Raw genomic sequence first — 12,779 nt, 5'->3', positions numbered from 1 at the left:
GCCCGAAGGCGGCGCTGCCATGGGGTTCTCAGCGTTCGACGGCGAGCGCCACGCCCTGGCCGCCGCCGATGCACAGCGTCGCCAGGCCCTTGTGCGCATCACGACGCTTCATCTCGTGGAGCAGGGTCACCAGGATGCGTGCCCCGGAGGCACCGATGGGGTGACCCAGGGCGATGGCCCCGCCATTGACGTTGACCTTGTCCATGTCCCACTCGAGCTCGCGACCCACCGCCAGCGCCTGGGCGGCGAAGGCCTCGTTGGCCTCTACGAGGTCGAGGTCAGCGACGCTCCAGCCCGCCCGCTCCAGGCAACGACGGGTGGACGGCACCGGGCCGGAACCCATGATCGCCGGGTCGACGCCCGCATTCGCGTAGGCGCGGACCCGTGCCAGCGGCTCAAGGCCGAGCTCCCTGGCTCGTGATTCCGACATCATCAGCACCATGGCCGCGCCATCGTTGATCCCGGAGGCGTTGCCCGCCGTAACACTGCCCTCGCCCTTGAACGCCGGCTTGAGCTTGCCGAGGCCCTCGGCGGTGGTGCCGTGCTTGGGGAACTCGTCCTCCTCGAAGCGGACGGGATCGCCCTTGCGCTGGGGGATCTCGATGGGGATGATCTCGTCGCGGAACCGCCCCGCCTTCTGCGCCGCCTCGGCACGTTGTTGCGACTGCGCCGAAAGCGCATCCTGCTCGTCACGGCTGATACCGTACTTCTCGGCCAGATTCTCCGCGGTCACCCCCATGTGGTACTGGTTAAAGGCGTCCCAGAGCCCGTCCTTGATCATGGTGTCCTCGAGCTTCCAGTCCCCCATGCGCTGACCATTCCGGGACTTCGGCAGCGCGTGGGGCGCGGTGCTCATACTCTCCTGGCCGCCGGCAAGGATGGCACGGGCGTCACCGAGGCGGATGGCCTGAGAGGCCAGGTGGGTGGCCTTGAGCCCGCTGCCGCAGACCTTGTTGATGGTCATTGCCGGGCACGAGACCGGCAACCCACCCTTCAGCGCCGTCTGCCGGGCGGGGTTCTGCCCGGCGGCCGCGGTCAGGACCTGGCCGAGGACCACCTCGTCGATCTGCTCGGCATCCACGCCGGCCCGCTCGAGCACGCCTCGGAGCACCTGCGCCCCGAGGTCCACCGCCGAGACCTGCCCAAGCGCGCCGCCAAAGGTCCCGATGGCGCTGCGCCCAGCGGCCACGATGACTGCGTCTTCCATTTTTACCTCCCTGACCACGATATACGGACAGCTTGATCATAACAGCCGTGGCCGAGCTCTGCCGCCCCGCACAAAAACGGCCGCGACCGGTGGCACTCAGGCCCCGGCCAGGCGCAGGAAGGCGGTGGCCTTGTCGAGGGTCTCGGCGAGCTCGGCAGACTCCCGGGAATCGGCGACGATACCGCCGCCGGCCCGGTACTCGACGCGCCCGCCCCGGGCGACGGCAGTGCGGATGGCGATGCTGGTATCCATCGCGCCGTCGTCACCCAGATAGCCGATGGCGCCACAGTAGACCCCGCGCGTCGAGGGCTCGAGCTCGTCGATGATCTCCATGGCCCGGCGCTTCGGGGCCCCGGTGATGGAACCGCCGGGCAGGCAGGCGGTGAGCAGGTCGACGGCATCCCGGCCCGGCGCCAGTCGTCCGCTGACCTCGCTGACCAGATGCTGCACCGTGGCAAAACGCTCCACCGCGAACAACCGTGGCACCCGGACGCTACCGGTGGCGCACACACGGCCGAGGTCGTTGCGCAGCAGATCCACGATCATCAGGTTTTCGGCACGGTCCTTGGGTGCCGCGGCCAGCTCCTCGGCGATGACCTCGTCGGCGGCGGCATCATGCCCCCGTGGTCGGGTCCCCTTAATGGGCCGGGTGCTTACCTCGCCGCCCCGCTGCCAGAGGAAGCGCTCCGGGGAGACACTGAGCACCGCCATGCCCGGGAAATCGAGGTACGCCCCGTAACCGCCGGGGCTAGCGGCACGCAGTGCCAGCCATAGGCCGATGGGGTCACCCTCGAGCGCCGCACTGAAGCGCCGCGCCAGGTTGATCTGGTAACAGTCGCCGGCATGAAGGTAGTCCATGACCCGCCGGAACGCCGCGGCGTAGGCGCGGTCGTCCAGATCCACGTCCACCGCCCCGAGCCGCCAATGCCGCACTGGTGGCTCGCTCCCTGCGAGGGCGCTGATCTCAGCGGCCAGCGCGACGTCCGCGGCCGCGCCCGTCAACCATGCCCGCCGGTGGTGGTGGTCGAGCACCAGGGCCCAATCGTAGCGCCCGAGCACGGCATCGGGTTCCGTCGTGTCCCGTGGTGGCAACCCCATGAGATGGCGGCCGAGCTCGTAGCCGAAGAAGCCGATGAGCCCGCCGGAGAACGGTGGCGGCCCCGACGGCCGACGATCCAGGGCCCGGCGCAGCCCCTCCATCACAGATGCCTCCCAGCCCCAACCCCCATCACAGGGCTCCCAGACGGCACGTCCGCCGCGCAGCATCAGCCACCCCCGCGGCGCCGCCGTCATGATGTCGTAGCGGGTGCCCTCGATGCCGCCGCTATCGAGCCATACCGCCCCGGGCCAGCGCTCGGCCATCGCGGAGAAGAGGTTTGCCGGCCGTTCCGGATACGCTAGCGTATGGTGCATGATCCCGTAAGGTCCTGACGCAGATGCCGCACGAGGATAACCGGGAGCGCAGCACGGCGCGACGGTCACGCATGGTGGTCGCCGCTGCAATGGCATACTTCGTCGGAACAGGGCGGACCGCGCGGCGAGGAGGAGGGAGAGCCCGATGTCGCAGCAACACGACTTGGACCCGGCCGAGCGCCCCTGGCTCAAGGAGTACGGCGTCGGCGTCGCCACGGAGTTCACCCCCATGCCGGACTCCGATCTCGTGGCACTGATCCGGCGGGCCGCCCGCGAGCACAGCGGACGCACCGCCTTCACCCTGTGCCTGGATAACGGAATCCACGCCGACTTGGGCTTCGATGACGTGGAGCGCGCCTCCGACGCCTTCGGGGCATGGCTCCGCGACCACGCGGGCATCGCGCCCGGTGACCGGGTGGCGCTGCAGACCCCCAACAGCATGGCTTTTCCGGTGTGCGCCTTCGGCACCTTCAAGGCGGGCGCGATCCTGGTGAACGTCAATCCGCTGTATACCGCGCGCGAAATGAACCATCAGCTCCGCGACGCCGATGCCCGGGTGCTGGTGATCATCGACATGTTCACCGACAAGCTCCCCGAGGCACTGGCGGGCACCACCGTGGAACGGGTGGTCACGGTGAGCATCGCGGACTTCTTTCCGTGGCTGAAGCGACAGCTGGTCCAGGGCGTGCAGAAACACCTCCGACGCCAGATCCCCCGCCCCCCGGACGGGGTCACGCCCCTGGCGAGGGCGTTGAGGGCTGGCGCCCGCGGGGCGGGACGGCTCCGCGACGAGCTACCCTGCCCTGCCCCCGAAGACACCGCCGTGCTGCAGTACACCGGCGGCACCACCGGGCTCGCCAAGGGCGCCGAGCTCACCCATGCCAACCTGCTCGCCAATCTGTCCCAGACACTGTCCATCGCCGGGCCGGTACTGCGGCCCCGGGAGGACGTGGTGCTCACGGCCCTGCCGCTATACCACATCTTTGCGTTCACCTTTAACATGCTCACCTTCTACACCACGGGCTGCCGCAACATCCTCTGCCCGTCACCGCGGCCGCCGTCCAACCTGCGTCGGGCCTTCGAGCGGTTCGGCATCACCAAGTTCTCTGCGGTCAACGCGCTGTTCCAGGGGTTGTTGCGCGAGCCGTGGTTCCGAGACAACCCACCGCGTTCCATCGACCTCGCCATTGCCGGCGGCACGGCGCTGCACGTCAGCGTCGCGCAGCAATGGCAGGAGGTGGTCGGGAGCACCATCTGCGAGGGCTACGGCCTCTCGGAAACCTCCCCGGTGGTCGCCGTCAACCCCCCCGCGGGCGAGGTCCGACTCGGCACCATCGGGGTGCCGGTCCCCGGCACCGAGGTCCGCCTCGTCGACGAAGAGGATCGCGACGTGCCGCCCGGGGAGCGGGGTGAGCTGCTGGTCCGGGGGCCGCAGGTCATGCGCGGCTACTGGCGGCGCCCGGAGGAGACCGCCGAGGCCATGCGCGGGGGATGGTTTCACACCGGCGACGTCGCGCGCATGGACGAGCGCGGCTACCTGACCATCGTCGACCGCAAGAAGGACATGATCGATGTCAACGGCTTCAACGTGTATCCCAACGAGGTGGAGGACGTGCTCGCCTCGCACCCGGATATCGACGAGGTGGCGGTGGTCGGGGTGCGCGACGAGACCGCCAACGAGCATGTCCACGCCTTCGTGGTGACGCACAACCAGGAGCTCGGCAGTGAGGACATCGTCGCCTGGGCCCGCCGCGAGCTCACTGCGTATAAGGTGCCCGAGCGGATCATCTTTCGCGACGAGCTGCCCAAGTCGCCGGTCGGCAAGATCCTGCGCAAGGACCTCCGCGCGCCGTCCCCCCCGGACTGAGGGGCCGGGCGCTGCCGCGGTGGAGCGTGATAACCTAGCGCATGTCGGTAGCAGAGCACCCATGCCCCGAGGAGGATCATGGCAGGACACAGCAAGTGGGCCAACATCCAGCACCGCAAGAAGGCCCAGGACGCCAAGCGCGGCAAGCTCTTCACCAAGGCCATCCGCGAGATCAACGTGGCCACCCGCATGGGCGGCCCGGACCCGGAGACCAACCCGCGGCTGCGCCTCGCCATCGACCGGGCGCTGGCGGTGAACATGCCTAAGGACAACATCGAACGGGCGATCAAGAAGGCGGCGGGCGCCGACGAGGGCGCCACCTACGAGGAGCCGCGCTTCGAGGGCTATGGCCCCGGCGGCGTGGCGATCATGGTCGACTGCATGACCGACAATCGCAACCGCACAGTCAGCGAGGTGCGCCACGCCTTCTCCAAACATGGCGGTAACCTGGGCACTGACGGCTGCGTGGCCTTCCTGTTCACGCAGCGCGGGGTGCTGCTGTTCCCGCCGGGCAGTGACGAGGAACGCATCCTGGAGGTGGCCCTCGAGGCCGGTGCCGAGGACATCGTCACCAACGAGGATGGCTCCATCGAGGTACTCACCGCCCCGGGGGATTACCATGCCGTCAAGCAAGCCCTGACGGAGGCGGCGCTGGAGCCCGCGGACGCCGAGGTGACCATGCGCCCGGAGACCACCGTCGTCGTGGGCGACGAGGACGGCGCGAAGACACTGCGGCTCATCGAGCGTCTCGAGGATCTCGACGACGTGCAGCACGTCTATACCAACGCGGATATCCAGGCCTCCGCCTACGAAGAGGCCTAGGGGTTGGCCGGCGCCGGCCCGCGACGGGTCCTCGGCATCGACCCAGGTTCCCGGATCACCGGCTTCGGCATCGTCGACGCCCGCGGCCGCGAGCTCGTCTACATCGCCAGCGGGGTGATCCGTGTCGAGGGGCGCTCCTTCCCGGAGCGCCTACGGGCGATCTTCGAGCAACTCGGTGAGGTGGTGGATGATTACCGACCCGACGAGACCGCGATCGAACAGGTGTTCGTGCGCAGCAACCCGGACTCCGCACTCAAGCTCGGCCAGGCCCGGGGGGCGGCGATCTGCGCCTGCGTCGGCCGCAACCTGCCGCTTGCGGAATACACCGCCTCCATGGTCAAGCAGGCGGTGACGGGCAACGGCGCCGCCGCCAAGGATCAGGTACAGTATATGGTGCGCACGCTGCTGGGGCTGCGGGGGCGCCTGCGCGAGGATGCCTCGGATGCCCTCGGCGTTGCCCTGTGCCACATCCACCGTGACCGCCTCGCCGGGTACTTCCAATGATCGCACGCCTGCGCGGCATCCTCGTCGAAAAACACCCCCCCGCCCTGGTGGTGGACGTCCAGGGTGTGGGCTACGAGCTCGAGGCCCCGATGTCGGTGTTCTACGAATTGCCGCCCCTCGGCGGCGAGGTGGAGCTGCGCACGCATCTCGCCGTCCGCGACGACGCCCAGGTGCTGTTCGGCTTTCGCAGCGAGTCGGAGCGCCGGCTGTTCCGGTCGCTCATCCGCGTCTCCGGGGTGGGACCGAAACTCGCGTTGGCGCTGCTCTCGGGGATGTCGGCGGAGGCATTCACCCGCTGCGTCGAGGCCCGGGACACCGCCACCCTCACCCGTCTGCCGGGGGTGGGACGCAAGACCGCCGAACGGCTGGTCATGGAGATGGCCGATCGGGTGGACACCCTGGCGACGCCAGCGCCGGCGGCCGGTGCCACGGCCGCCGCACCCGACGGGGAGGAGCCACTCGACGAGGCCGCGAGCGCCCTGGTAGCGCTGGGCTACAAGCCCGCCGAGGCACAGCGACTGCTGCAGCAGATCGACACCGAGGGCCGCAGCAGCGAGGAACTGATCCGCGACGCCCTGCGCCGCGCGGTGCGCTGAATCGGAGGGGACCATGATCGAGGCCGACCGCGTCGTGAGCTCCGCCGCCCTGCCCGAAGACGAAGCCGTCGACCGGGCGATCCGGCCGCGGCGACTTATTGACTACGCCGGGCAACCGCGGGTGCGCGAGCAGATGGAGATCTTCATCTCCGCCGCCCGGGGCCGCGACGAGGCCCTGGATCACACCCTGATCTTCGGCCCGCCGGGCCTCGGCAAGACGACGCTCGCGAACATCATCGCCCATGAGCTGGGCGTGAATCTGCGCCAGACCTCGGGCCCGGTACTGGACAAGCCCGGTGACCTGGCGGCGCTGCTCACCAACCTCGAACCCCGGGATGTGCTCTTCGTCGATGAGATCCATCGCCTCGCCCCCGTGGTGGAGGAGGTCCTCTATCCGGCCATGGAGGACTTCAAGATCGACATCCTCATCGGGGAAGGACCGGCGGCACGCTCGATCAAGCTCGACCTGCCACCGTTCACCCTGGTGGGCGCCACCACCCGAGCGGGCCTGCTGACCTCACCGCTGCGCGACCGCTTCGGCATCGTCCAGCGCCTGGAATACTACGGCGTCGAGGACTTGGCGGATATCGTGCACCGCTCGGCGGCATTGCTGGCCCTGGCGATGGACGCCGGCGGCGCCGAGGAGATCGCGCGCCGCTCCCGAGGCACGCCGCGCATCGCCAACCGACTGCTACGCCGCGTGCGCGACTACGCCGAGGTACGCGGCGACGGCCGCGTCTCCGCGGATATCGCCCGGGCGGCGATGGATCTCCTCGAGGTGGACACCAACGGCTTCGACGTCCAGGACCGGCGCCTGCTCAGCGCGATCATCGAGAAATTCGACGGCGGACCGGTGGGCGTGGACAACCTGGCCGCAGCAATCGGCGAGGAGCGCGGCACCATCGAGGACGTCATCGAGCCCTACCTCATCCAGCAGGGCCACCTCCAGCGCACCCCCCGCGGACGCATGGCCACCCGCAGCGCCTGGCAGCTTTGCGGGTTGTCGCCTCCACCGCGGGGCGAGATCCCCGGGGACCTGTTCACCGACGAGCCCTGACCGTGCGTCCCCGCTCACTGCTGAGCCTGATCCTGGTCGGCTTCGGGGTGGTCATCGTGCCCCTGTTCGTGGCCCTGGGCTTTGCCGGCGTCTATGTCGACCGCCTCTCCGAGCGCGCTCAGACCACCGTCTACGATGCCGGCCGGGCCATTCAGCTGTCCGGCAACCTCGACGAGGGTCTCACCGGCCTCGAGCGTGCGGCACGGCAGTACCTGGTCCTCGACGACGAGGGGGTGCTCGAGGTCTACCGCAACGCCCATCACCAGTTCCGCGAGGATCTACGGCAACTGCAGCGTTTCACCGCCACCAGCGCCCAGCGGGCGCTTCTCTCCACCCTCGGCCGCGAGGAGCAGGAGCTCTTCGACACCCTCATCGGCAGACGGATCGCCGAGACCACCGATGGGGAAGGTGACGAGGGTGCGACCGCTCTCACCCAGGAGGCCGTGGCCGAGCGGTTTATGGCCATGGGCGACGTCGTCGACGCGGTGATCGCCCGCAGCAACGAGGTCATCGACGAGGAGGTGGCCCGGATGCAGTCCCTCGGTGCCACCGCCCAGCGCTGGCTGTTCTGGATGGGCGCGGCGCTGCTGCCGCTGACCCTGCTATCCGCCGGCATCTTCGCTGCCCTGATCACCCGGCCGATCCGCGAGGTGGACCGGGCGATCCGCCGGCTCGGGGCCACCGGATTCGACCAGCCCATCGCGGTGTCCGGCCCCCAGGACCTTCAGGCGGTGGGTGAGCGTCTGGAGTGGCTGCGGCGGCGGCTCATCGAGTTAGAGAATGAGAAGACGCGCTTTTTGCGCCACGTCTCCCATGAGCTCAAGACGCCACTGACCGCCATCCGCGAATCCGGCCAGCTCCTCGGCGACGAGGTCGCCGGGCCGCTGAACGCCGAGCAGCGCGAGATCATCACCATCCTCGATGACAGCGGCCGACGTCTGCAGACGCTGATCGAGGACCTGCTCCAGTTCGCCCGAACCCAGTTCCAGCTGCCGCGCCTGGCGCTCTCGGATATCTCCCTCGGGGCACTCGCCGAGGAGGTCCTGGAGCGCCACCGGGCCGCGATTCGCGCGCGCTCGCTGGCGCTCGACACGCAGCTCGCCCCCGGCCGGATCCACGGCGAGGCCGAGAAGCTGCGCACGGTCATCGACAACCTGATTTCCAATGCCGTGAAATTCTCCCCCATCGGCGGTTGCCTTCGGGTTACCATCGGCGAAGATGAACAGGGAGTAACCCTCGAGGTGGCCGACCAGGGGCCCGGGATCCCGGCGGAGGAACGCCAGCGGATCTTCGAGGCCTTCTACCAAGGCGCCGATCAACCGGAAGGCCACGTCAAGGGCAGCGGGCTCGGGCTGTCCATCACCCGGGAGTATGTGACCGCTCATGGCGGACGCATTGAGGCGAATCAGGCAGGACCCGAGGGGGGGGCCTGCATCCGGGTCTGGCTGCCGCGGGACGTCAGCCAATCCGGTACGGAATTGACGGGGACCGATGAAACGGAAGATTAGCGTTACCCTCGCGGCACTGGCCCTCGCCGGCTGCCAGGCGCTGCCGGAACACGCACCACCGCCGGAGCCGGAACCAGAACCGGCGCAGAGGAGCGCCGTGGAGGGAGCCCTCGGTGCCTACCGGCGTAGCGCCGGGCTCCCGGAGGATGAGCTTCGCCGCCGGCTGGAACGGGCCCTGTCCGCGGGACGCCCCGACGTCTGCGACGCGGAGGATCTGCGTGCGGCCGCCCTGCTACTACGGTTGCCTGCAGACGACTCCGTGCCGGAGCGGGAAGCGGTGCTCGGCGATTGCCTGGAAACGGGCACGGCCGCCGAAACCCCCGCCGTCGACCTGGCCGCGTTGCTCGAGCGGGCGCTCGTCCTGCAGGCGGGGCACCGGAACGCACAGGACGAGCTCGCCGGCCTGCGCCAAGAGGCCAGGCAACTGAGGGAAGACAACGAACGGTTGGGTGAAAAGCTCGACGGCCTCAAGGCCATCGAGGAGAACCTCCAGGAACGCGAACGCCTGCGCAACGGATCCTGAACGATCATGACCAACACCTACCGCATCCTTGTGGTCGACGACGATCCCGGCGTGCTGCGCCTGCTTTCGATCCGGCTGCGCTCGCGCGGCTACGAGGTGGCTACCGCGGCGAGTGGCGAAGAGGCGCTGTCCAACGTCACCGCCATCCGCCCCCACCTGGTGATCACCGACCTGCGCATGGACGGCATGGACGGGATGGCGTTATTCCAGCGCCTGCACGAGCAGCAGCCCAGTCTGCCGGTGATCATACTGACCGCCCACGGCACCATCCCCGAGGCGGTGCGCGCCACCAAGAGCGGGGTATTCAGCTTCATCACCAAACCCTTCGAGGCACCGTATCTGCTCCAGCAGGTGGACAGCGCCCTGCGGCTATCCGGCGTCATACCGCCGGACCCGGGCGAGGAAGCGGACAGCCAGGCCTGGCGCTCCGAGATCGTCACCCGTAGCCCGGCCATGGAGGAGATCCTGGAGAAGGCCCGGCTGGTGGCACCCAGCGACGCGAGCGTGCTGATCCAGGGGGACAGCGGCACAGGCAAGGAGCTGCTCGCCCGTGCCATTCACCACGCCAGCGGCCGCAGGTCGGGACCATTCATCGCCATCAACTGCGGTGCGATACCGCAGGAGCACCTGGAGACCGAGCTCTTCGGCACCAGCGGGGACGACACCAACCGCGGTCTGTTTCGCGAGGCCGAGGGGGGCACCCTGTTCTTCGACGAGATCGGCGACATGCCAGCCGCCCTGCAGGTACGGCTGCTGCGCGTGCTCCAGGAGCAGCGGATCCGTCCGGTGGGCGCCGGGGAACCGGTGGACGTGGACGTACGCATCATCTCGGCCACCCGCCGCGACCTGGAGGCGGCCATGGAGCGGGGGGATTTCCGCGAGGACCTCTACTACCGACTCAACGTGGTCTCGCTGCAATTGCCCCCCCTCGCGGAGCGCCGCGAGGATATTGCCCTGCTCGCCAATCACTTCCTGCGCGGACTCGCGGGAAAGTATGGCAAGGACCTGCGGGGGTTCGCCGACGACACCCTGGAGCGGCTGATCAGCGCCCCCTGGCCGGGCAACGTACGCCAGCTCTACAACACCATAGAGCAGGTAGCCATCCTCTCCACCGCATCCATTATCCCCGACGAACTTGTCCGCAAGGCGCTACACGACGAGACCCCGGGCCTTCCCGCGTTTGCCGACGCGCGACGGGACTTCGAGCGCGACTATCTGGTCAAGCTCCTGCAGATCACCCAGGGCAATGTCACCCAGGCGGCACGCCTGGCCCGACGCAACCGCACGGAGTTCTACAAACTCCTCAACCGCCATGAGCTCAACCCGGGCATGTTCAAGGCCGGTCGCTAAGGGCGCCGGAATGCTGTCGCCAGCGAACGACAGCACTGGGCATATTCTAATTTATCCCCTCTGCTCATGATCTTAGCGCGCACCACCTCGCACCCATGGCGGGCCCGAGAGCCCCACCCAAGCCATTCTCCGGGGGAAGCTGGTAGCCTTAAAAACAAATCGGGAAGTCGACGGTTTTCGCGCCTGCAGGCCTTTCTTGCCCCGTCACCCCCTCATTCCGGCCTGCAGGTGCTTTTTATCCAGCATCCCCGGCGCGGCAACGATCCTCTTGCCGCGCCTGCCGGGGATCACTACATTGACGCCCATCCCCCGGGCGGGACAATCACGGCAGAACAGACGTGCGCCGGCGGAATTCCGCGGGCCGATACCTGTCCATCCCGGGTACACCGGCGACAGATACGGCCCGTGCCGCCTATCCCCCGGCCCCAACCCGATCAGCGGAGAGCCCGATGTCGGTGGACATGAGCTTCAGCCATCTCATCCTTCAAGCCAGCCTGGTGGTACAGCTGGTGATGCTCATACTGGTCGCGGCCTCTGTGGCCTCCTGGGCACTGATTTTCCGCAAGCGCCGGGCGCTGCGGGAAGCGGCCGACGGGGCCGAGGCATTCGAGGACCGCTTCTGGTCCGGCGGCAACCTCGGCGAGATCTACGCCGAGATGCAGACCCCACACGAAGAGGCCGGCGGGATGGAACGCATCTTCCGCGCCGGCTTCCGGGAGTTCTCCCGCATGCGCAAGCAGGGCGCCGGCGGTGAACCCACGGTGGAGGCGGCACATCGGGCAATGCGTGTAGCGCTGTCCCGGGAGACGGATGGCCTGGAGGCCTATGTCCCGTTCCTGGCGACGGTGGGCTCGACCAGTCCCTACATCGGGCTGTTCGGCACCGTCTGGGGCATCATGAACGCCTTCATGGCGCTCGGGCAGATGCAGCAGGCCACCCTGGCCACGGTAGCGCCCGGCATCGCCGAGGCACTGATCGCGACTGCCCTGGGGCTATTCGCCGCGATCCCCGCGGTAGTCGCCTACAACCGATTCTCCAGCCAGATCGAGCGCATGCTAAACCGCTACGAGATCTTCATGGAGGAGTTCACCAGCATCCTCCAGCGTCACCTCCAGAGCCAACCGACGGCGGGTTTCGCCCGCAGCGGCGAATAGGGGAAAACGGTGGCCGCCTCCCTGCCCCCCGCCCGACGCCGCCTGCGACGCCGCCCGATGGCAGAGATCAACGTCGTCCCCTACATCGACGTCATGCTCGTGTTGCTGGTGATCTTCATGGTCACCGCCCCACTGCTCTATCAGGGTGTGGAAATCGAGCTGCCACAACAGAGCGCAGAGCCGCTGCCCCAGCAGGATCAAGAACCGGTGATCGTGGAGGTGGACCGCGCGGGCAATACCTATCTCAACCTCGGCGACACCCCGGAGGAGCCCGTCGGGGCAGAGGATATGGTGGCCACGATCACCGCCGTGCGGCGTCAGCGCCCTGACGTCCCGGTGCTGGTGCGCGGCGACCAGGGCGTGGCCTATGGGCGCATCATCGAAGTAATGGCGAGGCTCAAACGCGCGGGCGTCCCCCAGGTGGGCCTCATGACCCAGCCGCCGGAGGGCTCCGGCTGATGCGAGCGGGACCCGCACGGGACCTTCTGCTCTCCGTTGCCATCCACGTGTTCGCGATCGTGGCGCTGGGACTTAGCTTCTCCGGGGGATCCCCCCCTTCCAGCGAGCCCGCCCCCGAGAGTATCCAGGCGGTCACCGTCGACGAGACGCGGGTCGAGGAGGCCATGGAAGAGCTGGAACGCGCGGAACAGGAGGCCGAGCGGGAACGGGAAGCCGAGCTGGAGCGCCTGGCCGAAGAGCGGCGGGCCGAGGAGGAACGCCTCGCTGAGCTCGAACGCCAGCGCCAGGAAGAGGCCGAACGCCAGCGCGAGCTCGAGGA

General features: G+C 68.5%; 13 protein-coding genes. 11 read left to right on the top strand and 2 right to left on the bottom strand.

Annotated elements, in window-relative coordinates; genetic code table 11:
* Positions 1–28: 28 nt before the first annotated feature.
* Complete coding sequence (locus ACQ754_RS14460; RefSeq protein ID WP_440997746.1) at positions 29–1,207, bottom strand: acetyl-CoA C-acetyltransferase; 1,179 nt, start codon at positions 1,205–1,207, stop codon at positions 29–31.
* 96 nt (positions 1,208–1,303) lie between these two features.
* On the bottom strand, positions 1,304–2,620 hold the full coding sequence (pabB, locus tag ACQ754_RS14455; protein ID WP_440997745.1) for an aminodeoxychorismate synthase component I: 1,317 nt from the start codon (positions 2,618–2,620) through the stop codon (positions 1,304–1,306).
* A 145-nt stretch (positions 2,621–2,765) separates the two neighbouring features.
* Between pabB and ACQ754_RS14450 the strand changes: the two genes are divergently transcribed.
* The 11 genes from ACQ754_RS14450 to ACQ754_RS14400 all read left to right on the top strand — a co-directional run.
* Positions 2,766–4,487 (top strand): long-chain-fatty-acid--CoA ligase, encoded by a 1,722-nt coding sequence (locus tag ACQ754_RS14450; RefSeq protein ID WP_440997744.1) that lies wholly within the window; start codon positions 2,766–2,768, stop codon positions 4,485–4,487.
* A gap of 78 nt (positions 4,488–4,565) precedes the next feature.
* Positions 4,566–5,309 (top strand): YebC/PmpR family DNA-binding transcriptional regulator, encoded by a 744-nt coding sequence (locus ACQ754_RS14445; protein ID WP_440997743.1) that lies wholly within the window; start codon positions 4,566–4,568, stop codon positions 5,307–5,309.
* A 3-nt stretch (positions 5,310–5,312) separates the two neighbouring features.
* Positions 5,313–5,813 (top strand): crossover junction endodeoxyribonuclease RuvC, encoded by a 501-nt coding sequence (ruvC, locus tag ACQ754_RS14440; protein WP_440997742.1) that lies wholly within the window; start codon positions 5,313–5,315, stop codon positions 5,811–5,813.
* Positions 5,810–6,409: a Holliday junction branch migration protein RuvA gene (gene ruvA / locus ACQ754_RS14435; RefSeq protein WP_440997741.1), complete on the top strand. Its 600-nt coding sequence runs from the start codon at positions 5,810–5,812 to the stop codon at positions 6,407–6,409. The genes ruvC and ruvA overlap by 4 nt, the downstream gene beginning before the upstream one ends.
* A 13-nt stretch (positions 6,410–6,422) precedes the next feature.
* The gene (gene ruvB, locus ACQ754_RS14430; protein ID WP_440997740.1) at positions 6,423–7,466 is read left to right on the top strand and encodes a Holliday junction branch migration DNA helicase RuvB; all 1,044 of its coding nucleotides are present in this window, start codon (positions 6,423–6,425) and stop codon (positions 7,464–7,466) included.
* Between the two features lie 2 nt (positions 7,467–7,468).
* Positions 7,469–8,974 carry a HAMP domain-containing sensor histidine kinase gene (locus ACQ754_RS14425; protein ID WP_440997739.1) on the top strand — a complete coding sequence of 502 codons (1,506 nt, stop codon included), beginning with the start codon at positions 7,469–7,471 and terminating at the stop codon, positions 8,972–8,974.
* Positions 8,958–9,497: a hypothetical protein gene (locus ACQ754_RS14420; RefSeq protein WP_440997738.1), complete on the top strand. Its 540-nt coding sequence runs from the start codon at positions 8,958–8,960 to the stop codon at positions 9,495–9,497. The genes ACQ754_RS14425 and ACQ754_RS14420 overlap by 17 nt, the downstream gene beginning before the upstream one ends.
* 6 nt (positions 9,498–9,503) lie before the next feature.
* Entirely contained in the window at positions 9,504–10,847 is a 1,344-nt protein-coding gene (locus ACQ754_RS14415) for a sigma 54-interacting transcriptional regulator (protein WP_440997737.1), read from the top strand.
* 449 nt (positions 10,848–11,296) lie between these two features.
* Positions 11,297–12,001 carry a protein TolQ gene (gene tolQ / locus ACQ754_RS14410; RefSeq protein WP_440997736.1) on the top strand — a complete coding sequence of 235 codons (705 nt, stop codon included), beginning with the start codon at positions 11,297–11,299 and terminating at the stop codon, positions 11,999–12,001.
* A 57-nt stretch (positions 12,002–12,058) separates the two neighbouring features.
* On the top strand, positions 12,059–12,460 hold the full coding sequence (gene tolR, locus ACQ754_RS14405) for a protein TolR (RefSeq protein WP_440997735.1): 402 nt from the start codon (positions 12,059–12,061) through the stop codon (positions 12,458–12,460).
* On the top strand, positions 12,460–12,779 hold a 320-nt coding region (locus tag ACQ754_RS14400), incomplete at its 3' end, for a hypothetical protein (RefSeq protein ID WP_440997734.1). The genes tolR and ACQ754_RS14400, both read left to right, overlap by 1 nt.

The sequence above is a fragment of the Arhodomonas sp. SL1 genome (genome assembly GCF_052060015.1).
Taxonomy (GTDB): domain Bacteria; phylum Pseudomonadota; class Gammaproteobacteria; order Nitrococcales; family Nitrococcaceae; genus Arhodomonas.
Note: the sequence above shows the minus strand (reverse complement) of the source record. Positions and strands in the feature narration are given on the sequence as shown.